Source organism: Furfurilactobacillus cerevisiae, assembly GCF_048961765.1.
In the GTDB taxonomy this organism is placed as follows: Bacteria; Bacillota; Bacilli; order Lactobacillales; family Lactobacillaceae; genus Furfurilactobacillus; species Furfurilactobacillus milii_A.
The window spans coordinates 2,872,788-2,898,291 of record NZ_CP185253.1 but is presented as its reverse complement, the minus strand read 5'-3'; the positions used below and the strand labels follow the sequence as shown (position 1 = coordinate 2,898,291).

Here is a 25,504-nt window from a genome sequence, read left to right as displayed (position 1 = left end):
CGATGAAGCCTCCTAGAATGAATTATGCATAAATAGTAATAATTTATGGTGAAAAATGGAAATAACAAAATCTGCAAAGACAACTTTAGCATGAACAAACTGAGTTTTCCACAGGTTCCACAGAACAAGTTACGAATGTTCCACAGGATTGTGTGAAGGTTATCCACAGGAGCGTTGAAAAATCAGGATTTGGCTTCTGTGAAACAAGTTTTCCACCGGCGAGTGTGTTTAAATAACGTTGAGAACAATAGCTTTCAAAAAGTTATCCACAGAAAAAAACAGAGGTGTGGATAACTTTTCAAACGGCTGTGGATTTGTGCATTTTGTTGTTGAATTCCTGTGGAAATAACGTTTTTAAAAATCTAAAATCCACTGAACCTGTGGATTAGTTTTGACAATCTGTGGATAACTTTTGATTCACAAATTATCAGAATCGACAATTTGTTGTTTGCAAGTAACTCTGTCTATGATATTATATTTAGGAACTGCATGAGTTTTCTCGTGCGCTAGCTTTTAGCTAATCAACCATATATGTAACGCTGGATATCCAAGTGTGTCGTCACGTCACCACTAAGGTATCTGTGTCGTAACGATCCAAAGGAGGTGCAATCCAACATGAAAAGAACTTACCAACCAAAGAAGCGTCATCGATCACGTGTCCATGGTTTCCGGAAACGGATGAGCACAAGTAACGGCCGTCAGGTGTTAGCACGTCGGCGCCAAAAGGGCAGAAAAGTATTATCTGCATAAAAACAGGCCACTGATATTTTTCAGTGACCTTTTTTATTTTTTTAGTCCACGATGACCATTAGTGTTGGTTTTGTGGCGTTGAATCATTTTAGTTGAGGAGATTCGGACCATTGAGAAAGTCATACCGCATCAAAAAAGAAAGCGAATTTCAAACGGTCTTTGAAACCAGAAACTCGATTGCCAACCGTCAGTTTGTTATCTATACAATGGATAAACCAGAGCAGCCACATTTTCGTGTCGGTATTTCTGTCGGTAAGAAGATTGGCAACGCTGTCCATCGTAACTGGGTTAAGCGTCGAATTCGGCAGTCATTGTTGGAGTTAAAACCAATGCTTCGTCAGGACGTCGACTTCTTAGTTATCGCACGACCTTCAGCTGATGGGCTATCAATGGCCGAAATCAAAGAAAACCTGACGCATGCGTTACGTTTGGCAAAGTTGCTGGATGCAGAGTAGCGTTACAGCACAATATAAGTGGGCAACAAAGGCATTATCAAAATGAATGAAGTAAATGAGGAAAAAATCGTGAAGTCAAACGGAAAACGCTCCGGCCGTAAAAGCCGACGACGATTAGCGCTGACCATGATTGCTGCAGCCAGTTTATTCTTGGCAGCGTGTGGTAAAAAGCCAATCACTAGCAGTAGTACAGGATTTTGGGATCACACGATTCTGTATAATTTAAGTCAATTCATCATTTGGCTGAGTCATGTATTCGGCGGTTACGGGATGGGGATCATTATGATCACCCTGATCATCCGGATTATTATTCTGCCATTGATGATCTATCAAACGCGGTCAATGCGACGAATGCAAGAAATTCAGCCACAGTTGTCAGCGTTGCAGAAGAAATATAAGTCGCGTGATACGGCTACGCAACAAAAGCTTCAGGAAGAAACACGGAAATTATATGCCGAAGTTGGCTATAATCCAGTTTCCGGATGCTTACCACTGATTGTTCAGATGCCAATTATTTGGGCATTGTATCAAGCAATCTATCGGACAGCAGCATTGAAGACGGGGTCATTCTTATGGATGCAACTTGGGGATCGCGATCCTTACTTCATTTTGCCAATTCTTGCTGCCGTTTTCACTTTCATTAGTTCTTGGTTGAGTGTTAAGAGTCAGCCAGAAAGCAACTCAATGAATGCTGTGATGGTTTGGGGGATGCCAGTGATCATCTTCTTCACTGCCGTATCTGTACCAACAGCGCTGTCATTATATTGGGTGATTTCAAACGCCTTCCAGGCTGGGCAAACATTACTGATTCAGAACCCTTGGAAGATTAACCGTGAGCGTGAAGAACGTGAAACGGCCAAACGCGATCAAGCGAAGGCCAAACAACGAGCAATCAAAAAAGCTCGTCGGTCACGACGTCGTTAATTTAATAAATGATTGAAAAATCTGCACGCCTCATCAATTGATGAAGCGTGCAGATTTTTTAAAATCGTGTAAAAAATGATGCTTGTTGTTTACAACAAAAATTATAAAATAACTAATTTATGAGGTCGGATTGAACACTTTTTAGAATGTACTCAATGCGCTCTTCCATTTGATTCATGTCTTCAAGTGAATGAGTCATCAGGATGTTGATAGCCAGTGTTTCAATTCGCTTATACCAAAACTGGTAAACTTTTTTACCTGAAGCTAATAACTTTAAATTATGCACCCGTCGATCTTTTGTATCCTCGACTTGCTGAACCAAATTGAGTTTCATAAGAGCAGTAATCCGCGTTGACAGTAGTGGACTCGACATGCGGAAAAGGTGGCTAAGCTTCGAAGAAGTGATTCCTGGTTCTAAACCAATCTGAGTAACCAGTAGAATATCGCGTAGGCCCAGTTTGGGAAGATTGCCAACGTCCATATTGACCTTCTGTAATGCATAGATATCGGCGAGGTGGCCATGAATTAACAAGGTCGTCATTCGGGCGATGTCAGCCTGCGAAGGTTGAGCTTGCTGTGTCACTTTAATGACTCCAATCTGTATAGCTTTTAATGTGGTGTTTTAGCGCAAGTGCGCCGAGTGCGCTATTTATAGAATAGACGGGTGGTGTAAACAGTTCAAGCCATCAATGATTACAATAACGTTACAAATGAAACTATTGCGGACATTCATTATTTATCGGCTATAAGTTTTGCGATGAATATTGGCTACACCACGAATTAATTTACCGGCGATAACTATTCTTGATCAAGTTTGTGATTTGCCACACTTTATAGTGGTGTCTATGCACAAAGAACCTTAAACTGATAATAGTTTCGATTTGGAGATGGCATGAACGATGAATAAAGAGCGTTTCACCGGATTTTCTGACGCGATTATTGCGATTGAAGTTACGATTCTCATTCTTGAGATTGAACCACCTGAGCAGGCAACACTGGCGGCAGTTCTAAAGCAAGGCGGGTCGTTTGCCGCATTTAGCGCTAGTTTTCTATTAATTATGGCGACATGGTACTTTCATCACAATATCATTAATGTCGCTCACCGAGTGACGTTTCCCGTGTATTTGGCCAATACGTTGTGGATTTTTGTGATGTCATTATTTCCTCTAGCTACCGCTTGGGTTGGTCGATATCCATTGGCTTTTTGGCCTGAATGTCTATTCATTTTAGTAACATTGGTATGGATGGGCGCTTATTCGTTGTTAGTATATAGCTTAGGTGTTGCCAATCCAGAACAACGCCATGAGTTTTATGCATTGGGAAATTCCCGTACAAATTTACTATGGCGTTTTGGCATCGTTGTTGCCGTGTTACTGATTTTACCATGGTGGCCGATTGCCGGAATCATAGGCCAGATTCTGTTAGGTGTCGCATCTGCTGTATCAACACTGCGAAATAACAATCGTCATCAGAATATTAATAAATCGAGATTAATTACCTTTACGGATGGCATCATCGCCATTATCGTAACACTGTTGGTTTTGCAGCTAGTGGTGCCAACAGGAATTCACGTTCATGATTTATTGACCCAAAGTGTTAAATTTGCCACCTATGCGATTAGTTTCTTGTTCATTATGATTGTGTGGTATAACCATCATGATTTATTTAATGGTTCTGGCAAGATAACGACTATTGTTTACTGGGATAATGTTCTATGGCTTCTCTTTTTGAGCTTTTTCCCGTATGTGACAGCCTTTGTAGGGGAGTTTCCAGACAAACGGTTGGCAGAGTGGCTATACGTGGGTGTTCAATTGCTATGGTCGTTATCTTATACAAAAATGGCGCGTGACTTACGACGGGTCAATCCAGCTGATAGCGATCATATCCGGTTTGTTGGCAAACTAAACGGGTACAGTGCGGCTGCATTATATGGTGGTCTCTTTGTCGCCGTTGTGCTGGTCTACTTTGTGCCAATCAGCGGTTTACTTGTTACGATATTGTTGGCAGTTTTTAACGTTATTCGGGCTTGGCAGGATGCACAACGTCAAGAACATCATTCAGTGGCAAAACAGGAGGAAAAGCATGAGACTCGAGAATAAGCACATTGCCGTTTATGTCACCGGTGGCATTGCAATCTACAAGGCGGCCGAAGTCGTTCGCGGTTTGATGAAACAGGGAGCTGTTGTTCGTGTAGCAATGACAACGGATGCAACAAAGTTTGTAACGCCACTGACGTTTGGTGCATTAACTAAACAACCGGTATTGACGGATTTATTTGGCAACAATGGCAGTGACGGTCACTATGTGCCACACATTGAGATGGCTGATTGGACAGATATTGCTGTTGTTGTACCAGCAACGGCAAACATCATTGCTAAAATGGCGATGGGAATGGCTGATGATGCTGTCTCAACAACATTGTTGGCCACCACAGCGTTAAAAATCGTGGTGCCAGCAATGAATAATCACATGTGGGCAGCACCAGCGACCGTTCGTAATGTGGCCACATTAGCAGCCGATGGCGTGATAGTGATGCAACCAGATACGGGGCTATTAGCTGAAGGGTACGCAGGGCGTGGTCGATTACCTGAACCGACAATGATTGTAGATTTTATACAGCAAAAATGGGCTCAACAAACGGGGCGTTTGCGCCATCGCCATGTACTTGTCACGGCTGGCGGGACGCGTGAACGTATTGATCCAGTTCGTTTTATCAGTAATGATTCCTCAGGAAAAATGGGCTACGCAATTGCAACCGCGGCGGCTAATGAAGGAGCTGACGTCACTTTAATTAGTAGCACAACCACTTTGACTGCACCGGCCGGTGTTGAAATTGTCCACGTTGCCGGTGCCAAAGAAATGCTAGACCAGATGCAACACCGTTTTGCCGAACAGGATGCTGTCATCATGGCAGCAGCGGTCGCTGATTTTCGACCAGTTGAAGAAGCTACCCAGAAGATTAAAAAAACGGCCGATAACGATACGATGACAATCAAACTCACAAAAAACCCCGACATCTTAAAGACATTGGCAACGCAGAAGACTAAACAAGTCATGGTGGGATTCGCTGCAGAGACCGAACATCTATTGGCAAACGCCCAACAAAAATTAACCGATAAGAAATTGGATATGCTGGTTGCTAACGATGTGAGCCGAAAAGATATTGGCTTCAACGCCGACAATAACCAAGTCATTATTCTGCGTCCCAATCAGGAACCCGAAAAATTACCAGTCATGGCTAAGTCTGAGCTTGCGGCAGAACTTGTTGATAGGGTTGTAACGTTATTACCCGGGCAATGATTTCAGTTACTGACATTTTGGCGACAAATGGGCGGTAACTAGAATGTGAATGTTCAATAAAAAGTTAGTCAATCCATGCTAAAATGTAGGTACGTGATTTATTTGGAGGAATAGCTGTGACGCAATATCAGGGGAAAACCGTGGATGAAGCAATTCAAAACGGACTCAAAAAAATTCAAATTGATCGTGACAAAGTTGCGATTACAGTTGTATCTGAACCGGTCCATGGCTGGTTTGGACGCTTGAAAAAAGAGGCCATCGTCGATATTACGATTAAGCCAGTTTCCGTTACAAAAACGCCGCAATCGGCTAAGGTATCAGCTGGTGCGTCCACGGGAGCAACTTCATCACGGACAACGCAAAGTAAACCACTTAAAAATGCTAAAACTAGTCCGACGTTTGATCATCCAAGTGGTCAACGGGTGGCTGCTAAGCGTGATGAGGATATTGAACGAAATGTTGATGCAACCGCCGATGTTCGACAACGTGAGGGAGACCATCCCCACGCTAAAAGTTCATTAACTTCGGCTGAGGTTGCCGACAGTGTTGTTGCGTCTGCTGAGACCACTTCGACTGTCTCGACAACTGCCACGATGAGCAGTGCTGTTGCTCAATCGCAGGCTGCTGGTTTGACTGATTCGATTACTTCAATGTCTGCAACCACTCAATTGACACCAGAAGAGTTGAAGGCTCGCCAACAGGCTAATCAAGCGCGCTTGGATGATAATTTGGAAGCAGTTGCCAATTACTTGCTCGATACGTTGGAGCAACTTGGTATTAGTGCTGACGCAGAGGCCGATACATACCATCACGGCGCAACAATAACCTTTATGACCGAACAAGAGGGATTATTGATCGGTCGGCATGGTCGTACGTTGAACGCTTTACAAGTGCTTGGCAATACATTTATGTTGCGGCAGGGCATGCAGCATTTCGAATTAATGCTTGATGTGGCTGGCTATCGTGAGCGACGCGCCACCACTTTAAGGCGTTTGGCTGATAATACTGCGCGTGATGTAATTGCGGGCGGTGAACCAGAGTTGCTTGACCCCATGCCTGCTTATGAGCGGAAGGTCATTCACACACAACTGGCTAAAAACACACATGTGACGACTTTCTCACAAGGTAGGGAACCACGGCGCGGTGTGGTTGTGGCTCCACGCTAATGCTTGACAAAAAGAGCCGACGCTTTTAATATTGGGTACATTAATTAAACATTTGATATGGATATTACTGGTTAAAGTAGTCAAGGTGCTTTGCCCACGTGTTTTTTACGCGTGGGGTGGCACTTTTTTTATGCAATTTATTAATCAGCGGAGAAGGGAGTTTATATGTCACAAACGATTACTGAGTTTGATACCATCGCAGCGATCTCAACGCCACCTGGTGAGGGTGCAATTTCAATTGTGCGATTGAGTGGTGAAGAGGCGTTGGCTACTGCTGAAAAGGTCTTTAAGGGTCGTGATTTAAGTAAAGTAGCTAGTCACACCATTAATTACGGACACATTATTGATCCTGACACCAACGAAGAAGTTGATGAGGTGATGGTTTCTGTCATGTTAGCGCCAAAGACATTTACGCGTGAAGACGTTATTGAAATTAACTGTCATGGCGGGATTGTGGCCACCAACCGAATTTTACAGTTGTTGTTAAGTCACGGGGCGCGGTTAGCTGAACCTGGTGAGTTTACCAAACGTGCTTTCCTTAATGGTCGAATTGACTTGTCACAAGCTGAAGCTGTAATGGATTTAATCCGTGCCAAAACTGACAAATCAATGAAGGTCGCGTTAAATCAATTGGACGGCGATTTAGCTCACTTGATTCGCAATTTACGTCAGGACATCTTGGATGTTTTAGCCCAAGTCGAAGTGAATATTGATTACCCTGAGTATGATGATGTAGAAACCATGACGACGCGGTTATTGTTGGAAAAGGCCAAGGATGTAAAGGCTAGAATTGCAGATCTTCTCAGTACTGCTCAACAGGGTAAGGTACTGCGCGAAGGTTTGGCAACAGCCATTGTTGGACGGCCTAATGTCGGTAAATCTAGTCTCTTAAATCACCTTCTTCATGAGGATAAGGCAATCGTGACGGATGTCGCCGGGACGACTCGCGATGTCATTGAAGAATATGTGAACGTGAAGGGTGTCCCGTTAAAACTGGTTGATACGGCCGGCATTCATGACACGACGGATAAAGTTGAAAAGATCGGTGTTGAACGATCCAAGCAAGCGTTAGCAGCTGCTGATTTAGTTTTGCTGGTCATTAATGGTAGTGAACCATTAACAGATGAGGACCGCACGTTAATTAAAACAACGGCAGATAGCAAACGAATCGTCATTTTGAACAAAACTGATTTGCCGCAACAAGTCGACCTGACTGACTTGCAAAAGTTAGTTGGCGATGACGCTGTGATTGCGACATCCGTGCTGACGAACGCCGGGATGGATCAGTTAGAGGATAAGATTGCTAACCTGTTCTTTGGCGGTATTGAAAACAGTCAGACAACGGTAATGGTCACTAATGCTCGACATATTGGATTATTAAACCAGGCATCACAAGCCTTAGATGACGTTATGAGTGGTATTGCTGCGGGGATGCCGGTTGATTTGGTTCAAATCGATATGACCCGTGCATGGGATCTGCTGGGTGAAATAACCGGTGATTCTGTGCAGGATGAACTGTTGACACAATTATTTTCTCAGTTTTGTTTGGGCAAATAGTTGTCCAAACATGTTTCATGTGAAACATACTGTCAGCACTACGGTTTATAAATTAAGTTGGCACTTGAAAGGAAAATGAAATGATTTCAGAGGGAAAGCCATACCAGGCAAAAGCGTATGACGTAATCGTGGTCGGCGCTGGCCATGCTGGCTCTGAGGCTGCGCTAGCTGCGGCCAGAATGGGTAACAAAACACTATTAATGACCATTTCGTTGGAAATGGTGGCCTTTATGCCATGTAATCCATCTGTTGGTGGTCCGGCTAAAGGAATTGTGGTCCGTGAAATTGATGCTCTCGGTGGTGAAATGGGCCACAACATTGATAAGACATACGTTCAAATGCGGATGCTAAATACCGGGAAAGGTCCTGCTGTCCGTGCTTTACGGGCTCAGGCCGACAAACATGCCTATCATGAGGAAATGAAGCACACGATGGAACGGGAACCTAATTTAACGTTGCGTCAGGGTGTTGTTACTTCCTTATTGGTCGACGATGGCGTTTGTCACGGTGTTGTGACAGCCACTGGGGCACACTATGAAGCGAAGTCTGTGGTATTAACCGCTGGTACTGCTTCACGTGGGAAGATTATCATTGGGGAACTGATGTATTCATCTGGCCCCAACAACTCGCAACCCTCCATTGAATTGTCAGAAGATTTAGAGAAACTCGGTTTTGACCTGGAACGGTTCAAGACTGGGACACCGCCACGTGTTGACGGTGGGACAATTCATTATGATGAAACAGAAGAGCAACCTGGTGACAAGGAACCTAATCACTTCAGTTTTGATACGCCAGACAGCCAGTACATTGACGTTAAAAATCAACTTAGTTGCTGGTTAACTTACACCAATGAACACACGCATGAAATCATTCGTGAAAACTTGGATCGAGCACCAATGTTCTCAGGTGTGATCGAAGGAGTCGGACCGCGTTACTGCCCTTCAATCGAAGACAAGATCGTTCGTTTTGCTGATAAGAGTCGGCACCAATTGTTCTTGGAACCTGAAGGTCGGCGGACTGATGAATGGTATGTACAAGGGCTATCGACATCAATGCCAGAAGAAATTCAGCAGCATATTTTACATTCCATCAAGGGTTTGGAAGATGCAGAAATGATGCGCCCTGGCTATGCAATTGAGTATGATGTTGTGTCACCTTACCAGTTGCGCAACACGCTAGAAACAAAGCTGATTAAAAATCTGTATACTGCCGGTCAAATGAACGGAACATCTGGTTATGAAGAGGCTGCTGGCCAGGGTCTGATCGCGGGCATCAATGCAGGTCGTCGTGCTTTAGGTGAGGATGATTTCACATTAAAGCGGTCTGACGCATACATCGGCGTCATGATTGACGACTTAGTGACCAAGGGCACGAAAGAGCCTTACCGGTTGTTAACGAGCCGTGCTGAATATCGGCTGATTTTGCGGCACGATAACGCAGATCTGCGTTTAACAGCTATGGGTCACGATCTTGGTCTGATTAATGATGAAAAGTTTGCTAAGTTTGAAAGCAAAAAAGCGGCTATTACCGCTGAGTTAAATCGTTTGAAGTCTGTTCGCGTTAAACCCAACGCGCAAGTTAACGAGTGGTTGGCAGCACATAATGATGCGCCGTTGAAGGATGGCGTGCTGGCAGCCGATTTCCTACGGCGCCCAGAAGTGACCTATGCTGATTTGATGCAATTTATCGATGGACCGGCTGAGCCACTCGATCACCGTGTGGTGGAACAGGTTGAAATTGAGCTAAAGTATGCTGGTTATATCCAAAAGGCTGAGGAGAAAATCGCCAAGCTGAAGCGGATGGAAGCAAAAGCCATTCCAGCAAATATCGACTACGAAGCCATTGAAGGTCTGGCGACAGAGGGTCGGCAAAAGCTTGCTAAAATTCAACCAGAAACGCTTGCCCAGGCAAGTCGAATTTCTGGTGTTAACCCGGCTGATATTGCGATTTTGTCCGTCTATATTGAACAGGGACGTATCGCTAAGGTGTCGCAATAGCTAAATAAATTGAACATTTGTTTTAATGGATACCTGTCAGAGATAACGATTTAAACTATAAAAAGAGTGGCCGTCGCAAAAAATGTGACGGCCACTCTTTGGCATTGCTGTTAATTAACACTTACGTCTGGATCGTACTATTGTTGATTGTGCGCTAATGATAGTGAAATAATGGCTTTATTGCTGAGCACGATCCGGAATCCATCCTACAATATCTTGTGGTTCAAACTGATAAGATAGTGGTTCATGATAGGCTGCCTCGTAGGCGGCCTTTTTTTGTGCATAATCCTGGTTCATCATGCGCGTGGCATTTGCATTAGCTGATAGTTTAGGATCGGGGTAAATGAGCGGCAAAATGTGTAAATGATAACTTGTTTCATGAAATTCCGGCGTTGCTAATTTCTTTTCCGACCGAATTTCGGTGAAACAGGAAATGATGGGTACGTTTGCTTTGGCGGCGTAATAATACGTGCCACGTTTGGGCGGCCTAGGCTTGCGGTAATTAAACCACATTTCCTGTTCGGGATAAATCAACACGAAGTGACCAGCGGCAGTTGCTTGTTGAATCAATGATGGTAGTTCGCGACCGAGATAGTCCAACCGTTTGGACAAGGGAATGATATCTAAGTTGTTCATTAAATAACCCAGTCCGCCAGTCATCGCCAGATTTGTATCCTGGCTGACGATGAATAAGCGCCGGTGCTCATGCCGGGCTAGTAGCCGTGGCACTGTGTTTTCTAGAGGATTGAAATGATTGGTGGTGATGATGGCACCTTGGTGTTTAGCTAGACTAGACAGATTTTCCCAGCCGGAAACGGTGGTCGTTCGGTTAGTCAGCCAGGTTGCGATGGCCATAAAAGTTCGCGCAATCCAGTTAGCAATTTTAAAGTGAAGCGTGTGACTGCGTTTGAGGTAGTTATCGACAGCCTGCGTTTTGGCCTCCGTTGATAAGACAGGATCACCCACCTCTACCTTATCGTTAAAGCGGCCCTCAGCAACGGCCTGCCGAATGTTATTAATGACTTGGTCGCGATGATCTGCAACAATCATACGCGAATGGGCACACCGGTGGCGGCCACTTTTTTAAACGTCGTGGGTGTATCGGGTAACTGGCCAGCTTTAGTCATTAAAGTGGTCAGTTTGTCTCGATCGGCGTTTCGTTCTGCAGTTGTGTAGTCGTTTAATTGTTGATGGAGCATATTTTTGTATGCGGTCTGATCCGCATACTGCCAGAAATAATGACCGTACATAATGTGGTCAAAATACCACGGCTTATAAAATAGATTGTAATGAATCAATTGCGGATTTTTCACTGGCGCATACTGTGGGTCCTTTGGCATGGCATCCCAAACTTCGTCTAAGTAGCGGATGCGACCATGACACATTGTATTGAGATAATCTTGATCTGGCGCAATACAGTCAAACTGGTACGTTTGTAGCAATTTCAAGAAACGTTGACTGAAATGTTCCTCTCGTAATTTTGTTAGATTGAGGAGCAATACACCGGAATTGATGTATTCGTTAGCAGGTAGACCAAGTGCATTAGTGATGTAATCGACCATCGGTGGCACATGTTCAATTGAATGGTCTGGGGCAGCGCCAATCAAATTATTAGCCAATGGCAGCTCGTATAAATTGGCTAAATTCCCGGGGATGACCGTATCGCTGTCAATGTAAATAGCTTTTTCAAACTGCGGAAACATGTCGGCGATAAATAAGCGGTAGAAAATGGTTAAGGTAAAGAAATCGGCTCTGAGAAAATTTTGATGCTGATTTTGAATAGTAGATAACGACTGTGTTAAAGCCTTAAAGCGAACCTCTACATTAGGCGTACTAAGGGCGGATAGGCTGGTCTTTGTTTGATCAGACAACCCTTGATGCAGAATAATGACTTGGTAATGGTCATTTGAATCAGCATTTGAGGTTAATGATTTGATCGAGACAGCGGCATAGGGTGCAAAATCGTCACTGATGGCGTAAAAGACAGGAATAATTGCTGAAGGCATCGTGTGTCGCTCCTTTCTTACTGATGTTGTTTGAGTTCAAGGTACTTATTGAGGACATCATCGTAATCGTGAAGGCCTAACTCACTGTGGACCCGCTGAACTTCCCATGGTTTCACCGTGAACGTGTGCACCCACGGGAAGAACTTAAAACTCGTCGTAAAGTGTTGAAAAACAGTGTCGGATTGAATGCGATGCTGCTCGTTAAATCGTTCCGGTGCAATCCGTTTGGTGCGGCTCAGCTTGTTCAAGGCAGTCTGATCTGGCATGAAGCGTTGTTGCGTCTCACACATGTAGCGGGCCTTGGCAAAAAGCTGCGTTTGTCGAATGTAGGCCAAGTTAAGTAGGAGAACACCAGAATTGACGTAATCATAGACTTTCAGTTCATGATGGAAGAACCATTTTCCGTAATGATCCAGCACGCCGACAAACTCAACGCCGTGAAGATCTTGGTGGTAGAATGACTCAAACGACTGGCGGCAAATAATGTCAGCGTCGAGGTAAAGCAGACGGTTAGGCAATTGTGGAATTTGGTCGGCATATAAACGGAGCATGGAATATGGCGTGAACCGTGACGTCATGTTTGCACTAGGTGGTGTTTGGTTGAATAATGTGGTGCAGTCAATTGCCTCAATACTACTGAGTGGGTTGGCAGTGCGTAATTCGTCACGAACACAAGTGAGTAATCGCTCACTAACAGGCTTGCATTGTGCCCCGTTTGATGACGATAACGTCATCGTCATCACGTAAATATGCAAAGGCTCTCGCACATGTTTGATGAGCGATAACGTTGCGATAAGGATGCCATCCTCTACGCTATGATCGCCACAGAACAAAATATTCATCATGAATCATCTCTTTTGTAGTGAATGTATTCGTAAGTGCTGGCGGTACTTCGCCGTTTCAAGGTCAGGGTCACATCTTGCCAAAGCTCATGCTGCTGAGCTTTTTTTGACTGCCCCGCTGTTGGTTGAAACGGACCGTCAATATAAACAGTTAGCCGTGGTCGTTTGCCAAATTTACGCTTTTGATAAGTCGTTGTCATGCAGAAGACGGGCTTCTGCGTTTTAACGGGGAAGCTAAACGACGTTTCCGGAAATGGTCTAATCTTGGTGTAATAGGGCCACACATGTGCCTCAGGATAAATGACAACATAGTTATTATGATCCATTACTCGATCGACTGCTTTGATGAGCTGAATGGTCTGACTCGTTGTAGTTGCGGTTGGCAGGGCACCACCATAGGGTAAGTTGGGTCCCAATATTGGAAGTGTGAAGTTTGCGGGGCTGACAATGGCGTGAAAACGTTGCGCACCACCGATAACTAACGGCATAAACGCATCATTGACCGGCTGGGTGTGGTTTGCATACATAAAGTAGCCTTGATGGCGAAACGGTTTCAAGACACCGCGGTTAACCACCGTTAAATGCCAATTGGCATAGCAATAAACGTAAGCAAATGCCTTAGCCAAACCACGAAAGATAAGGGACCATAATCGTTCCCACCAGCGGTCGCGATGCCATCGATAATCTTTGGGCAGAATATTCGTTTGGTGATTGGTCGTCACCACGTCATCTGTCACGTCATGATAGGTTTGAACTCGTTTAATGTGCCTCACCTCCCTCACGTCGGTTTCGTTTCTAATGTAACATTAATCTTATCATAGATGCCAACATTTGGTATTTATTGATTAAAAAAGGCCAGCGAACTTGATGAAACATGATGGTTAAATCAAGTCGGTGGTCCCTTATCAAATAATATTAAGCGAACACTTTGGCTATTCCCGCCGGTTTATTACTTCTGAACCCAACTGCAATGGCGACAGCACTGATGACAAAAGACAATAAGCCGAGCCAAATTAGTGACAGAAGTAAGTTGCCCGTTTGACCGCCTCCGAACAAAATGTTCTGACTGCCAGTCATGGCTGCGTACATTGGCGTAGTGGCAGCAATGAAACGATAGAACCCATTAAGGGCTAAGTGAGGCACGATGATGCCGCCGGTAACGACTTGTAGAATAAACAATGGGATTTGGATAATCATACTTGGTAGACCAGCAAAAATAGTGGCGATGGCATAGGTGAATTCAAAAATAACCATTGTGCTGACAATGTTAAAGCTGAGAAGCTGCCAATAAATTGTGCTGTTCATGCTGATGAGTAAATGTAATGTAGTGACGCTAGCAAAAGGGAGCACGATCGCATTCAATAGGCCAACGCACTGTGTTGCTAGGAAACTTGACCATTTACCTAAACTAAAACGTTTAACCATGAATAAGGCCACTAATAAGACGCTCATCAATAATGTACCAAGATAAGTGCCCATTTGGAGAGTCATGGGTGCCATTTGGTAGCTGGTACGCGTAGGTAGTGAATTTGAAGTATGTGTTATTGGTGAGACTCCTTTACTCAAGGCCTGACTCATTTTAGTGGCAGCCATCATAGTGCTTCGTTTCACTTTGTTGGTCATCGTTTTTTTAGCGGCGGCCATTGCTTGGGGATTTTGTGCTAAATGAGCCGCGGCTGGATTAGTGACAAACTGTTGTTGAGCCTTCGCGGCAATTTGTGGACCAAGCACTTTCGCAAACATTCCCTTAGCCTTATTAGTCGTTACGTTGGCTGAAATACTGTTGGTAGCGTTGCTGATGAGAGATTTGTTCATGTTATTTTGAATAAGGCTGTTGGCGTTATTTACATAGTAGTGAAGATGTGTAGTTCTTCCGGCTTTGATATCTTTAGAGAAAGTTGCCGGGATGCGGATGATGAGTCCAACATGACGATTATTTAACTGAGTCTTGCTAGTGGCTAAATCTTGATTTTCACGAATGTGTTTGAACGGTAAATGCCTGATTAATTGCTGAGTGACAGTTTTTCCCATTGTCGTTGAGTCCTGATTAATAACGACAACTGGAATCTGGTCGGTTCGGCTTGGTAGGACATGAAAAGCAGGCAGTAGACAAGCTGAAAAGAAAATTGAACATAATATTGCGATAAGCATGAATGCCCATACGAATGGTTGTTTAAAAATTGTGAATCCTTTCATCATAAACGACTCCTTTGTTTTTTTTAATAGTGATGAGGAATTACTCACTCACTTTTACAAGCCCAGTATATGGCTAATCTTTTAAAAGTCAACATAATTTGGCAATGAATGATAAATTGTAGGAAGGATAATAGAATTAAACACTCATTTTTGAATGGTTATCTTGCGTTTGTAGTTGATGACCGACATAATGTTGATAAAACATGTGGGAGGGTTGGAAATGGCATCGACAAATAATGAATCTACTAACTTTTTGGCGTTTTACACGGCCGCATTGCAGGACAATTCAACTATCACACCCAAGCAGCGACAAATTTTGGCCGCAGGGTTGGCATTATTTTCAGAGCGTGGGTTTGATAATACGAGTAGTGCAGACATCGCAGAACGGGCTGGCGTGGCAGAAGGGACAGTATATAAGCGTTTCAAGAACAAGACTGAATTGATGTTAGCCGTGTTAACGCCACTCATTAGCTCAGCATTTCCTGCAGCTGCCAATGAATTCGAGACCCAAGCGCTGACCGTCACTTATCCGGATTTGCATCACTTTATCGGAACGGTGGTCGAGAACCGCTTGAAGTTTATACAAACTAACTTTCGTGAGATTAAAATTTTAGTTGGCCAATTACTGTACAATAAGGCCTTTAGTGATCAGATCAAGGTAATTTTCGCAAAAAGCATTAGTACTGAGACCAATGCAGCGGTTAAGGATTTGCAGTCTCGTCATCTCATTGTGGATTGGCCGTTGTCGTACATTATTGGATTTATGGTTAGCAGCGTGTTTGCATACCTTGGTAAGTTAATCTTAAACCCGGAGAATGACATATCGTTAAAAACAGAAATCGACTATACAGTCAAGTTTTTAGAAAAGGGTTTGCAACCGTAATTTTTTCATTCAAATAATCGCTAGTCGAAGTTTATTTTAAGTCCGCCGTGTTATGGTGGGCTTATTCAGTTTGTTAGGGGAGGATGTCTAATATGGCACAACAGCCAATTAAGGTAATGTTGATTTTTGGAACTCGGCCAGAAGCGATTAAAATGGCGCCGGTAGTGCAACGCCTGCGAGAGGACGAACGATTTCAACCCATTGTGGTTGTCACAGCGCAGCATCGGGAAATGTTGGATCAGGTATTAACGATTTTTCATATCAAACCGGATTATGACTTAAATATTATGCGTGCTGGGCAAACGTTAACCGGAATTACCGTTCATGTCGTCAGTCAGCTAGATGCCATCATTCAACAGGAGCAACCGCGCTTGATTTTGGTTCACGGCGATACCACGACCACGTTTGCTGCATCCGTGAGCGCCTTCTATCACCAGGTTGCCATTGGGCACGTTGAGGCCGGTTTGCGAACATGGGACAAGTATTCGCCGTATCCTGAAGAAATGAATCGTCAGTTGACTGATGTGCTGAGTGATCTTTATTTTGCACCAAACACAACAAGTCGTGACAACTTATTGAAAGAAAACCATCCCGCTAGTCAGATTTTTGTCACGGGAAACACCGCTATTGATGCGCTTGGCGAAACTGTTACGCAGAATTATCATCATGAAGTTTTGGACAAAATCCCTGCAGGACACAAGTTTATATTATTGACGATGCACCGACGTGAGAATCAGGGCGAACCAATGCGTGCAACCTTCCGCGCAATCAAACGTGTTGTGGATGAGCGCCAGAATTTAGACGTGGTCTATCCTGTCCATCTCAGTCCTAACGTTCAAGAAGCCGCACATGAGGTGTTTGCTGATGACGAACGCATTCACTTGATTGAGCCGCTAGATGTGGTTGATTTTCATAATTTGGCCGCCAAGGCCTTATTCATTATGACAGATTCTGGCGGTGTCCAAGAAGAAGCGCCATCGTTAGGAAAGCCTGTTTTGGTGTTGCGTGAAACCACTGAACGGCCAGAAGGAGTTACGGCTGGTACCCTGAAATTAGTAGGCACAAACGAAGAAAATGTTTACACCGCGATGACCAATTTATTAACTAATCAAGCCGAATACGAAGCAATGGCTAGCGCCAAAAATCCGTACGGAGATGGGCATGCAAGTGAACGGATTGCCGATGCGATTGCAACATACTTTAAAGCCTAGTTTGATCACGAGGGTTGCAAAGTTAGCCAAAAGGGCGTTTCATGTGAAACATAATCTTTAGCTGACTAATGCAAGGAGGTCGAAACGCATGACTATCAAACCAGAAAGTTTTCGTCAGGAAAAGACGCGCCAAGAGTTAATAAGGTAGATTGCAAATTTAATCCGAATTTTTGGACAAATTGGTCAGCATAACCTGATACGGTGTTTTCCAGTCAAGTATTTTAAGCGGTCTCTGGTTAATTTGGAGTAACGTCGTCGTTAAATCTTGAGCACTAATGTGCTCAAAACGAGTCCCCTTAGGATAAAAATAACGTAAATTCCGATTAAAGCGTTCATTACTACCACGTTCAGCTGGCGTATAAGCATGACAGTAATAGGTCTTAATACCATATTGTGATTCAAATGATACTAGCCCACTAAACTCAGTACCACGGTCCACAGTAAAACTGTGCACCGGTCCATTAAAAGTTGTTAGGAACTTAGTCAGTGCTTCATTAACACTCGCTGTCGTTCGGTCCTTTAACCGATATGCCCAAAGGAACCGTGATTTGCGATCGATTAAAGTTAATAAAACTGCCTTACTATGCCCACGAGGGCCAACGACGGTATCTAGTTCAAAATCACCGATGCGATTACGTTGATTAATCATCATGGGACGCTGTTCAATCGATCGCCCCAAAGATTGATTATATTTGGATCGTTGGTCAACGTTACGCCGTTGGCGTACGCCATGTTCAGGTAGATCATTCAAGGAGAAACCAATTCTCCCCTGATTTAGCCAATTATAAATAGATTTAGTCGCTAGTTTAAATTCGTGAGCAATCATTCCTGGTGACCAGCTTAGATGTAAATGGTTGAGAATTGTTTGCTTTAACTCATCGCTCAGCTTAGTTTTCCGACCACATCGTGATCGCTTGTATTCGGCATCTGTTTGTGCTAATTCAGCCTGATAAGGTTGACATCGAGATAATTCATAAGAAATTGTTGACGGTGATCGGTTCAGCCGAACGCCCATTTGGATATTGGACAGCCCTAGTTCACAAAAGGTTTCGATTTTAATTCGTTCGGAATAGGTTATACTAGACAAAAGATCAGCTCCTAAAAGATGGGTTTGTTGTAAACACCATTTTAAAGGAAGCTGATCTTTTTTGTCCGAACAGCGTTCGGATTAATTTTACAATCTACTATTAATCATCATGGGACGCTGTTCAATCGATCGCCCCAAAGATTGATTATATTTGGATCGTTGGTCAACGTTACGCCGTTGGCGTACGCCATGTTCAGGTAGATCATTCAAGGAGAAACCAATTCTCCCCTGATTTAGCCAATTATAAATAGATTTAGTCGCTAGTTTAAATTCGTGAGCAATCATTCCTGGTGACCAGCTTAGATGTAAATGGTTGAGAATTGTTTGCTTTAACTCATCGCTCAGCTTAGTTTTCCGACCACATCGTGATCGCTTGTATTCGGCATCTGTTTGTGCTAATTCAGCCTGATAAGGTTGACATCGAGATAATTCATAAGAAATTGTTGACGGTGATCGGTTCAGCCGAACGCCCATTTGGATATTGGACAGCCCTAGTTCACAAAAGGTTTCGATTTTAATTCGTTCGGAATAGGTTATACTAGACAAAAGATCAGCTCCTAAAAGATGGGTTTGTGGTAAACACCATTTTAAAGGAAGCTGATCTTTTTTGTCCGAACAGCGTTCGGATTAATTTTACAATCTACCAATTATTGAAAAGAATAACCATTTCGTTGTTACTCGGTGGATTGACGGTTGGCTTTTTGGATGCAACGGCGAAAGCAGATGAGTCGATGACCGTTTCAACGTTCGGATTGGTTACAAAGCAGATGAATAGCGACGTGTTGGCGCCGTTTGCGAAGGAAAATCATGTAACGATGCGCACCCAATTTGGTGACAGTAACGCCAGAATGACACAATTAGAACACAATCCTAACAGTGGCGTAGATGTGGTTGAATTATCACAAAATAATGCGTTGTCAGGGAATCAAAAACACTTATTTAAGAAATTGGATTTCAGTAAGCTAAAGAATTTCAAACGGCTTACACCTGCTCAACAAAAATTGGCAAAAGAAACCAACAGTGTGCCGTACACGTTGAACAGTGTTGGGATCATGTATAATCCTCAAAAGATTTCGATTAACTCATGGAAACAACTGTGGTCATCAAAACTAAAAGATAAACTGGCTATTCCGGATATTACGACGACATTTGGACCCGCGATGATTTATCTTGCTGGCGAGCGCGCTGGTACGGCTGTTGAAAAAGATAATGGTCAGGCAGCATTCAAGGCGTTGTCACAGTTGAAACCTAATGTGACTAAAACATATTCACAATCCTCTGACATTGCCAATATGTTTAAAACGGGAGAAATTGATGCGGCAGTTGTCGGTGATTACGCTGTCAATATGGTTCAAAAGGCAAACCCACAATTAAAATATGTCGTGCCGGCGTCAGGAACATTAGCTAACTATGATACGGTTTCAATTTTGAAAAGTAGTCATAATACCGAAAAAGATTATCGGTACATTGATGCCCGTTTAAGTGCAACGGTTCAAAAAAAGGTTGCCAGTCCGCAGTCATTAAATAATGCGCCGGTTAATAAGGCTGTTCAATTAAGCGGTAAAGACGCAGAAAATAAAACGGTTGGCACAGTTGCTAAGCGGGCTGAAAGCCTCAACTTTGCGTATGTTAATCGTCATTTGGCCCAATGGATTACACGTTGGAATCAATTGATGAATAAACAATAAGGTTAGGAGACATTATGACAAACGTTGATTTACTGATGGCAAATTCTATAATTAATCCGAACAGAAATTAAAAAGCCCAAAGTAATCACTTACAATGGTAGTAGCTAATTCCAACCAATATAGGGAGTGATTACTTTGGGTACATCTACTTTATCACGTTTTCAACGTGGCGCACTAGCACAACTGGTCAATGAGGGGAATAAATCTTACCAAGTAATGGCTGACGCCTTAGGCGTCGCCAAAGCTACGATTAGCTATGAGTTGGACCGGGTTAAACCTTATGATCCAGAATTAGCTCAGCAAGATGCAGATCGCAAAAGGCGGAATTGCGGTCGTCGTTCGATGCTGACGGCAGCATTAGCGACTTTAATTACCAATCACTTACGATTAACCTGGTCACCAGAAACCATTGCGGCCGCTTATAACTTGAGCACTGCGTCAATTTATAATTGGCTTAATCGTGGCTGGCTCCCCTTCAAATTGACTGATCTACCCAATCGGAATGTCCGCCAGCACCGAGTGAGCGAAAATCGTGGGAAATTTACAAGTGGGACTTCCATCGAACAACGGCCAACAACTGTTAATCAACGATTAGCTTTTGGTCATTGGGAAGTAGATACGGTGCTTTCTAGTCGAAGTGAGTCACGATCATGTCTGGTTACATTCGTAGAACGTAAGACCCGACTTCTATGGGCCATCAAAGCCCCTAATAGAACGGCTAAGGCTCTAAACACCGCCTTTGGCAAGTTTATGGGGGCCTTCGGTCCCCAAGTAAAATCCATTACTGTTGATCATGGTAAAGAGTTTGCCAATTATCAGGCCTTAGAACAGGATTATCAGATCAAAGTTTATTTTTGCCATCCATATTCACCATGGGAGCGAGGTTCCAATGAATATTTTAATAGACGGTTACGCTGGTTCTTCCCGAAAAAGACCAATTTTAGCCAAGTAACGACTGATGAGATCCTAGCAGCACTTGAACTAATTAATCAACGACCATTAAAAATACATCATCAACAGACTGCCATTGAAAGATTCCGGGCTTGTTCGGATTAAACTTGTAATTTGCCTGATTAAAAACGCTCGAGTTTACAACAGTTATACAAAGACTTTTAACAATGTTGATGTCACCGTTAAAGACGGCAACTTTTATTGGATTGGTGTAAATTTACCTGATATCGTGGCAGAGCGGACGATTGATCTAAAAGGCTTTTCAATTATTCCGGGATTGGTTGACGCTCATATGCATATTGAGAGCTCAATGGCTACTCCCACAAACTTTGGTCGTGCTGCCGTTAAGTTTGGCACGACAACAGTAATTGCAGATGCCCACGAAATTGCCAACGTGGCTGGCATTAATGGTCTGTCTGAATTCATGCGCCAACCCTCATGCATTTCAGTTTTTTATGCCATTCCTTCTTCAGTGCCATCCACAACGCCGGCAATGGAAACAACCGGTGGCATTATTGGGCAGGACGAGGTTGCCACGTTATTAAACGATCCTAAAATCATCTGCTTGGGCGAGGCCATGAACTTTAAAGGGATTACGTCACAGCCTCAGTCACTGATCCGGAAAATTATTAAGGACTGCCGCAATATCAGACCGACAATGCCTTTGGAAGGTCATGCGCCCAAAGTGAGTGGCAAGGATTTGGCTGATTTTATTAATAGTGGCATTACATCCGATCATACTTTCCAGACGCCTTCATCCTTAATTGAAAAGATAACTAACGGCATGTTCATTGAAATTCAACAAAAGTCATTATCTACAGAGATAGTGAAAACAATTATTGAACATCAATTTTATGAACATGTTGCACTGGTAACGGATGACGTGATGGCTGACGATTTGCGCAGTGGACACCTTAACAGGCTGGTTGAGCAAACAATTAAATTTGGTATGGCGCCAGAAGAGGCAATTTACTTGGCCACTTATACACCAGCTCGTCGGATGGGACTTTGGGATCGTGGTTCCATTGCGCCAGGTCGGATAGCAGACTTTGTTGTTCTTAGTGACGTAGATAACTTTGTTATTGAGGATGTATTTTTGCATGGCAACGCAGTGACAGATATTGTTGCTCCTGATGCAAATGAAGGATCGTCATTTGACTCGACTATTGCAGATTCCGTTCACGTGCCAGTATTAACAGAATCAGATTTGTTAATCAAAACGGCTATGCAACGTGACGAGGTTGCGGTTAACACGGTCCAAATTAGTGCTACTGGCACTTTTACTAAGCGTGGCCAAGTTTCATTGCCAGTCATTAACGGGCAAGTGCAGTGGCAAGAAAATAATTTATCTCTGTTGATGGTTCAAAATCGTTATTCGGGTCATGGTGAACTGGCATTTGGCTTTGTCGAAAATGGTGTTAAAGGACATGGTGCTATAGGGGCAACATGGGCTCATGATCATCACAACTTGATGATTATGGGGACGGATATTCCTTCAATGTTGGCGGCTCATCAACAACTTGTCGATGACCACGGTGGCTATGTTGTTGCGGAAAACGGTCTAATTACTGCCAACACACCGTTACCAATTGGTGGCATTATAAGCAGTGAATCAATAGATGAATTGGGAGCAAAATTGGCCACCGTCCGTCAATCAATGCGACGGCTAGGATATCAAAACAGCAATGAAATTATGTCATTTTCAACGCTATCGTTGTTGGTTTCACCAGCGATTAAAATTTCAGATAAAGGATTGTTCGATGTTAAAACACAACAATCTATCCCAATGTTTGTAAAATAATGCCGTCAGTAACTCACTTAAAGTAATTGGTGAGATAATCTAACGGTTTAATATATGAATTAGGTCACAGAGACAACTGGGCGAATTGGCTACTTGTTTCTGTGACCTTCTTGTATTTGCAATACATAGATAATGTAGCTCTCTTATGCGAATGAAAATAAAACTAATATTTTATTCCAAAAATATATAGAAATAGTGGGTAAAAAGAGATATCAGCCAATTAAATTCCGATTAATCCAATCGCCATTTTGTCGATGAACACGAACAAACCTAGTAACAGCAGTGTTTCTAAAGCAATTAATAACAGTTAGTGGTTACTAATTCGTCTTGGGGAACCTGCTAAGCCTTACTTTTCTTATATACATAAGCGTATAAAAAGAAGGCTCTAACCATGATGAATCCTTAGTTTATACCGGGATTTTTGCTGGTTATTAGTGCCGATGATAACCTCAAAGACGTAAACACATGAACCATGTGAACGTTTAAATAACAAATAAGCGAGGGTTACATCTTATGAGTACAAAATACGAAAAGGAAGCACCTAGTTACACAATGACAACGGTGATGGAAGAAGCTGCGCGGTGCTTACTTTGTCACGATGCGCCATGTTCTAAAGCGTGTCCTGCCGGAACTGATCCAGCACGTTTCATCCGTAGTGTTCGTTTCAGAAATCTGAAGGGTGCTGCCGAAACGATTCGTGAAAATAACGCTATGGGTGCAATTTGTGCTCGCGTTTGTCCGACTGAAAAGTATTGTGAACTTGCTTGTTCGCGAACGGGGATTGACTGCCCAATTGATATTGGTGGCATTCAACGCTTCGTGACTGACTACGAAGAACAAGAAAAAATGGACATTCTTCGCAAAGGCGATTCAAATGGATTGAACATTGCTATCGTCGGCAGTGGCCCTGCTGGGTTACAAACGGCGGCAACGCTGCTTCAAAAAGGTTATGCAGTCGACATTTACGAAAAGAATGAGAAGGCCGGCGGTTACCTTCGTTATGGAATTCCTGAATATCGTTTACCAGATGAAATTGTCGATGTTGAAATCAACCGGATCGTCAATCTGGGCGCAGAAATCAAGTACAACGTCACTATTGGTAAAGATGTCACAATGGCTGATTTAAAGGCTGATCACGACGCTGTTGTTGTTGCCGTAGGTGCTAGTGAAGCGAAGATGTTACCAATGTTTGAAGGTAATCCATATGTTGAAACTGCTGTTGATTTCTTAGCACGTGTTAAGGAAGCCAAGGGTGACATCGACAACATTCCTGCAAGTGCAGTTGTTGTCGGTGGTGGGGATGTTGCGATGGATGTTGCGACGACTTTAAAGCGGTTGGATGTTAAGAATGTCACTGACTGTAAAAGGCACCCGTAAAATGTAGGAAAACGGCAGGTTAGAACTGTTGGTTTTCCTACATTTTTTGTATCATGAATCACATCAGAGTGTAGGAGGAATTTGATGTGAGACGTGATTTAAGAGAAGGAGTGACGATTTACGTGACTGAAAATATTAAGCCTAACTTCGCCGAGATTGCCCGGCAATATAATGTTGATTATCGAACCGTTAAGAAAGCCTATGAGGAAGTCAAAGCTGGACTTAAGGGCCGACCAAGTGGTCGACCGAAACGGCCAAGTTTACTGGATCCATTCAAGCAAACCATCGATTCAAAGCTTGAACTAAATTGTTCGGCTGCTTCAATTTTTAAATTTATCCAGAAGAAGGGCTTTACCGGCAGCTATACCCTCGTGAAAGATTATTGTCGCCAAACCCGCCGAGAACGAGTTAAGAAAGCTACCATTCGGATTGAACATTCCCCTGGTCTCTCTGCTCAAGTTGACTGGAAAGAAGAAATGGCCCTAGTGAGCAGCGAGGGTGAGCTGTTTAAATTCAATATTTTCTTGTATGTATTGCCTTATTCAAAACTCAAATATATGACACTAACCTTTGATCGGAGCCAAGATACCCTCTTTTCTTGCTTACACGACGCTTTCCTTCATACCGGAGGTATTCCGACGGAAATCTGGTTTGATAATATGAAAACCGTTGTGGATCATACAAAATCCCAGTTTGGCCACGCTGTCTTTAACGAACGGTTCCACGAATTCTGTAAAGATGCCGGTTTCACACCAATTGCTTGTCGACCATTCAGACCACAAACTAAAGGTGCAGTTGAAGCCCTTGCTCGCACGGTTGAACGTTTACGGCCATACAATACTGAATTTGCTGATGGAACTGAGCTAATCGAACTAGTTCATATGCTCCGAGATGATCTAAATCATGAAACTTCGCAGGCCACGGACGAAGTCCCGTACCTGAAATGGTTAGACGAAGAAAAAGAGTACCTTCATCGCGTTCCAGTTAATCTCCTTGAACCATACTTCGAAGAAAACATTACCCGTGTCGTTTCGAAGGAGGCCATGATCAATTTCCGCAAATGTAAGTACTCAGTAGATCCGCGATACATTGGTTGTACGGTTGCTGTTGAAATCTCCAATGATGAGCAGCGCATTCACATTTATTATAACGGAGAAGAAATTCGTACGCACTCCATAACTACCAATTCGCTGAATTATGACCCCCAAGATCAGTTCAATATCCTCAAATCTGATTTGCTTAAAGGGCGGACAGATGAAGACATTTCAGCTTACATTCGTGAACATATGACTGATTACGACAACTTATAGGAG

Annotated in this window: 21 protein-coding genes and 2 pseudogenes; 15 read left to right on the top strand and 8 right to left on the bottom strand. The window is 43.3% G+C overall.

Going from position 1 to position 25,504, the window contains the following annotated elements:
• Nucleotides 1-615 precede the first annotated feature (615 nt).
• The 3 genes from rpmH (at nucleotide 616) to yidC (ending at nucleotide 2,129) form a co-directional block, all read left to right on the top strand.
• The gene (gene rpmH / locus ABUE36_RS14245) at nucleotides 616-750 is read left to right on the top strand and encodes a 50S ribosomal protein L34 (protein WP_011668979.1); all 135 of its coding nucleotides are present in this window, start codon (nucleotides 616-618) and stop codon (nucleotides 748-750) included.
• A gap of 110 nt (nucleotides 751-860) precedes the next feature.
• Nucleotides 861-1,205: a ribonuclease P protein component gene (rnpA, locus tag ABUE36_RS14240; protein ID WP_017262430.1), complete on the top strand. Its 345-nt coding sequence runs from the start codon at nucleotides 861-863 to the stop codon at nucleotides 1,203-1,205.
• A 42-nt stretch (nucleotides 1,206-1,247) separates the two neighbouring features.
• Nucleotides 1,248-2,129 (top strand): membrane protein insertase YidC, encoded by an 882-nt coding sequence (gene yidC, locus ABUE36_RS14235; protein WP_421016971.1) that lies wholly within the window; start codon nucleotides 1,248-1,250, stop codon nucleotides 2,127-2,129.
• 112 nt (nucleotides 2,130-2,241) lie between these two features.
• On the opposite strand, the gene ABUE36_RS14230 is transcribed toward yidC, so the two are convergent.
• Nucleotides 2,242-2,712: a hypothetical protein gene (locus ABUE36_RS14230; RefSeq protein ID WP_161002016.1), complete on the bottom strand. Its 471-nt coding sequence runs from the start codon at nucleotides 2,710-2,712 to the stop codon at nucleotides 2,242-2,244.
• A gap of 316 nt (nucleotides 2,713-3,028) precedes the next feature.
• On the opposite strand from ABUE36_RS14230, the gene ABUE36_RS14225 reads away from it, so the two are divergent.
• The 5 genes from ABUE36_RS14225 to mnmG all read left to right on the top strand — a co-directional run bounded on the left by ABUE36_RS14225 (nucleotide 3,029) and on the right by mnmG (nucleotide 10,149).
• Nucleotides 3,029-4,228, top strand: a complete 1,200-nt coding sequence (locus tag ABUE36_RS14225; protein ID WP_421016970.1) for a TMEM175 family protein — start codon at nucleotides 3,029-3,031, stop codon at nucleotides 4,226-4,228.
• Complete coding sequence (coaBC, locus tag ABUE36_RS14220; RefSeq protein ID WP_161002019.1) at nucleotides 4,212-5,429, top strand: bifunctional phosphopantothenoylcysteine decarboxylase/phosphopantothenate--cysteine ligase CoaBC; 1,218 nt, start codon at nucleotides 4,212-4,214, stop codon at nucleotides 5,427-5,429. Before ABUE36_RS14225 ends, coaBC begins: the two co-directional genes overlap by 17 nt.
• 116 nt (nucleotides 5,430-5,545) lie before the next feature.
• A complete protein-coding gene (jag, locus tag ABUE36_RS14215; RefSeq protein ID WP_161002020.1) occupies nucleotides 5,546-6,595 on the top strand; it encodes an RNA-binding cell elongation regulator Jag/EloR in 1,050 nt (349 codons plus the stop codon).
• A 165-nt stretch (nucleotides 6,596-6,760) separates the two neighbouring features.
• Entirely contained in the window at nucleotides 6,761-8,152 is a 1,392-nt protein-coding gene (gene mnmE / locus ABUE36_RS14210) for a tRNA uridine-5-carboxymethylaminomethyl(34) synthesis GTPase MnmE (protein WP_421016969.1), read from the top strand.
• Nucleotides 8,153-8,232: 80 nt separating this feature from the next.
• The gene (gene mnmG, locus ABUE36_RS14205; RefSeq protein ID WP_161002022.1) at nucleotides 8,233-10,149 is read left to right on the top strand and encodes a tRNA uridine-5-carboxymethylaminomethyl(34) synthesis enzyme MnmG; all 1,917 of its coding nucleotides are present in this window, start codon (nucleotides 8,233-8,235) and stop codon (nucleotides 10,147-10,149) included.
• A 177-nt stretch (nucleotides 10,150-10,326) separates the two neighbouring features.
• On the opposite strand, the gene ABUE36_RS14200 is transcribed toward mnmG, so the two are convergent.
• The 5 genes from ABUE36_RS14200 to ABUE36_RS14180 all read right to left on the bottom strand — a co-directional run bounded on the left by ABUE36_RS14200 (nucleotide 10,327) and on the right by ABUE36_RS14180 (nucleotide 15,196).
• Complete coding sequence (locus tag ABUE36_RS14200; RefSeq protein ID WP_161002023.1) at nucleotides 10,327-11,199, bottom strand: 1-acyl-sn-glycerol-3-phosphate acyltransferase; 873 nt, start codon at nucleotides 11,197-11,199, stop codon at nucleotides 10,327-10,329.
• Complete coding sequence (locus ABUE36_RS14195; protein WP_161002024.1) at nucleotides 11,196-12,155, bottom strand: glycosyltransferase family 8 protein; 960 nt, start codon at nucleotides 12,153-12,155, stop codon at nucleotides 11,196-11,198. Before ABUE36_RS14195 ends, ABUE36_RS14200 begins: the two co-directional genes overlap by 4 nt.
• A gap of 17 nt (nucleotides 12,156-12,172) precedes the next feature.
• Complete coding sequence (locus ABUE36_RS14190; RefSeq protein ID WP_161002121.1) at nucleotides 12,173-12,997, bottom strand: glycosyltransferase; 825 nt, start codon at nucleotides 12,995-12,997, stop codon at nucleotides 12,173-12,175.
• Entirely contained in the window at nucleotides 12,997-13,770 is a 774-nt protein-coding gene (locus ABUE36_RS14185; protein WP_347877378.1) for a 1-acyl-sn-glycerol-3-phosphate acyltransferase, read from the bottom strand. Before ABUE36_RS14185 ends, ABUE36_RS14190 begins: the two co-directional genes overlap by 1 nt.
• 142 nt (nucleotides 13,771-13,912) lie before the next feature.
• Nucleotides 13,913-15,196 carry a YhgE/Pip domain-containing protein gene (locus ABUE36_RS14180; protein ID WP_421016968.1) on the bottom strand — a complete coding sequence of 428 codons (1,284 nt, stop codon included), beginning with the start codon at nucleotides 15,194-15,196 and terminating at the stop codon, nucleotides 13,913-13,915.
• Nucleotides 15,197-15,413: 217 nt separating this feature from the next.
• Here ABUE36_RS14180 and ABUE36_RS14175 point away from each other — a divergent pair, with 217 nt between their 5' ends.
• Nucleotides 15,414-16,076: a TetR/AcrR family transcriptional regulator gene (locus tag ABUE36_RS14175; RefSeq protein ID WP_421016967.1), complete on the top strand. Its 663-nt coding sequence runs from the start codon at nucleotides 15,414-15,416 to the stop codon at nucleotides 16,074-16,076.
• 92 nt (nucleotides 16,077-16,168) lie between these two features.
• Nucleotides 16,169-17,287 (top strand): non-hydrolyzing UDP-N-acetylglucosamine 2-epimerase, encoded by a 1,119-nt coding sequence (gene wecB / locus ABUE36_RS14170; protein WP_421017492.1) that lies wholly within the window; start codon nucleotides 16,169-16,171, stop codon nucleotides 17,285-17,287.
• Nucleotides 17,288-17,444: 157 nt separating this feature from the next.
• On the opposite strand, the gene ABUE36_RS14165 is transcribed toward wecB, so the two are convergent.
• Together ABUE36_RS14165 and ABUE36_RS14160 are read right to left on the bottom strand one after the other, a co-directional pair.
• Nucleotides 17,445-18,374 carry an IS30-like element ISLpl1 family transposase gene (locus ABUE36_RS14165; RefSeq protein WP_096109805.1) on the bottom strand — a complete coding sequence of 310 codons (930 nt, stop codon included), beginning with the start codon at nucleotides 18,372-18,374 and terminating at the stop codon, nucleotides 17,445-17,447.
• Between the two features lie 93 nt (nucleotides 18,375-18,467).
• Nucleotides 18,468-18,920, bottom strand: a pseudogene (locus ABUE36_RS14160) (helix-turn-helix domain-containing protein); the annotation flags it as partial.
• A gap of 140 nt (nucleotides 18,921-19,060) precedes the next feature.
• Between ABUE36_RS14160 and ABUE36_RS14155 the strand changes: the two are divergent.
• The 5 genes and pseudogenes from ABUE36_RS14155 to istA all read left to right on the top strand — a co-directional run bounded on the left by ABUE36_RS14155 (nucleotide 19,061) and on the right by istA (nucleotide 25,501).
• Nucleotides 19,061-20,062, top strand: a complete 1,002-nt coding sequence (locus ABUE36_RS14155) for an ABC transporter substrate-binding protein (RefSeq protein WP_421017491.1) — start codon at nucleotides 19,061-19,063, stop codon at nucleotides 20,060-20,062.
• 135 nt (nucleotides 20,063-20,197) lie between these two features.
• A complete protein-coding gene (locus ABUE36_RS14150) occupies nucleotides 20,198-21,118 on the top strand; it encodes an IS30-like element ISLsa1 family transposase (RefSeq protein WP_011373852.1) in 921 nt (306 codons plus the stop codon).
• Entirely contained in the window at nucleotides 21,114-22,814 is a 1,701-nt protein-coding gene (locus ABUE36_RS14145) for an adenine deaminase C-terminal domain-containing protein (protein WP_421017490.1), read from the top strand. The genes ABUE36_RS14150 and ABUE36_RS14145 overlap by 5 nt, the downstream gene beginning before the upstream one ends.
• Before the next feature lie 513 nt (nucleotides 22,815-23,327).
• Nucleotides 23,328-24,173 (top strand): annotated as a pseudogene (locus ABUE36_RS14140) (FAD-dependent oxidoreductase); the annotation flags it as partial.
• Between the two features lie 104 nt (nucleotides 24,174-24,277).
• On the top strand, nucleotides 24,278-25,501 hold the full coding sequence (gene istA, locus ABUE36_RS14135; protein WP_003555353.1) for an IS21 family transposase: 1,224 nt from the start codon (nucleotides 24,278-24,280) through the stop codon (nucleotides 25,499-25,501).
• Nucleotides 25,502-25,504: the final 3 nt, after the last annotated feature.

Excerpts from the sequence above, each read along its gene's own strand:
- wecB (WP_421017492.1), top strand. The coding sequence starts at position 16,169 with ATGGCACAACAGCCAATTAAGGTAATGTTGATTTTTGGAACTCGGCCA.
- coaBC (WP_161002019.1), top strand. The coding sequence starts at position 4,212 with ATGAGACTCGAGAATAAGCACATTGCCGTTTATGTCACCGGTGGCATT.
- mnmG (WP_161002022.1), top strand. The coding sequence starts at position 8,233 with ATGATTTCAGAGGGAAAGCCATACCAGGCAAAAGCGTATGACGTAATC.
- yidC (WP_421016971.1), top strand. The coding sequence starts at position 1,248 with ATGAATGAAGTAAATGAGGAAAAAATCGTGAAGTCAAACGGAAAACGC.
- mnmE (WP_421016969.1), top strand. The coding sequence starts at position 6,761 with ATGTCACAAACGATTACTGAGTTTGATACCATCGCAGCGATCTCAACG.
- ABUE36_RS14225 (WP_421016970.1), top strand. The coding sequence starts at position 3,029 with ATGAATAAAGAGCGTTTCACCGGATTTTCTGACGCGATTATTGCGATT.
- ABUE36_RS14190 (WP_161002121.1), bottom strand. The coding sequence starts at position 12,997 with ATGAATATTTTGTTCTGTGGCGATCATAGCGTAGAGGATGGCATCCTT.
- ABUE36_RS14195 (WP_161002024.1), bottom strand. The coding sequence starts at position 12,155 with ATGCCTTCAGCAATTATTCCTGTCTTTTACGCCATCAGTGACGATTTT.
- ABUE36_RS14200 (WP_161002023.1), bottom strand. The coding sequence starts at position 11,199 with ATGATTGTTGCAGATCATCGCGACCAAGTCATTAATAACATTCGGCAG.
- ABUE36_RS14180 (WP_421016968.1), bottom strand. The coding sequence starts at position 15,196 with ATGATGAAAGGATTCACAATTTTTAAACAACCATTCGTATGGGCATTC.
- rpmH (WP_011668979.1), top strand. The coding sequence starts at position 616 with ATGAAAAGAACTTACCAACCAAAGAAGCGTCATCGATCACGTGTCCAT.
- ABUE36_RS14175 (WP_421016967.1), top strand. The coding sequence starts at position 15,414 with ATGGCATCGACAAATAATGAATCTACTAACTTTTTGGCGTTTTACACG.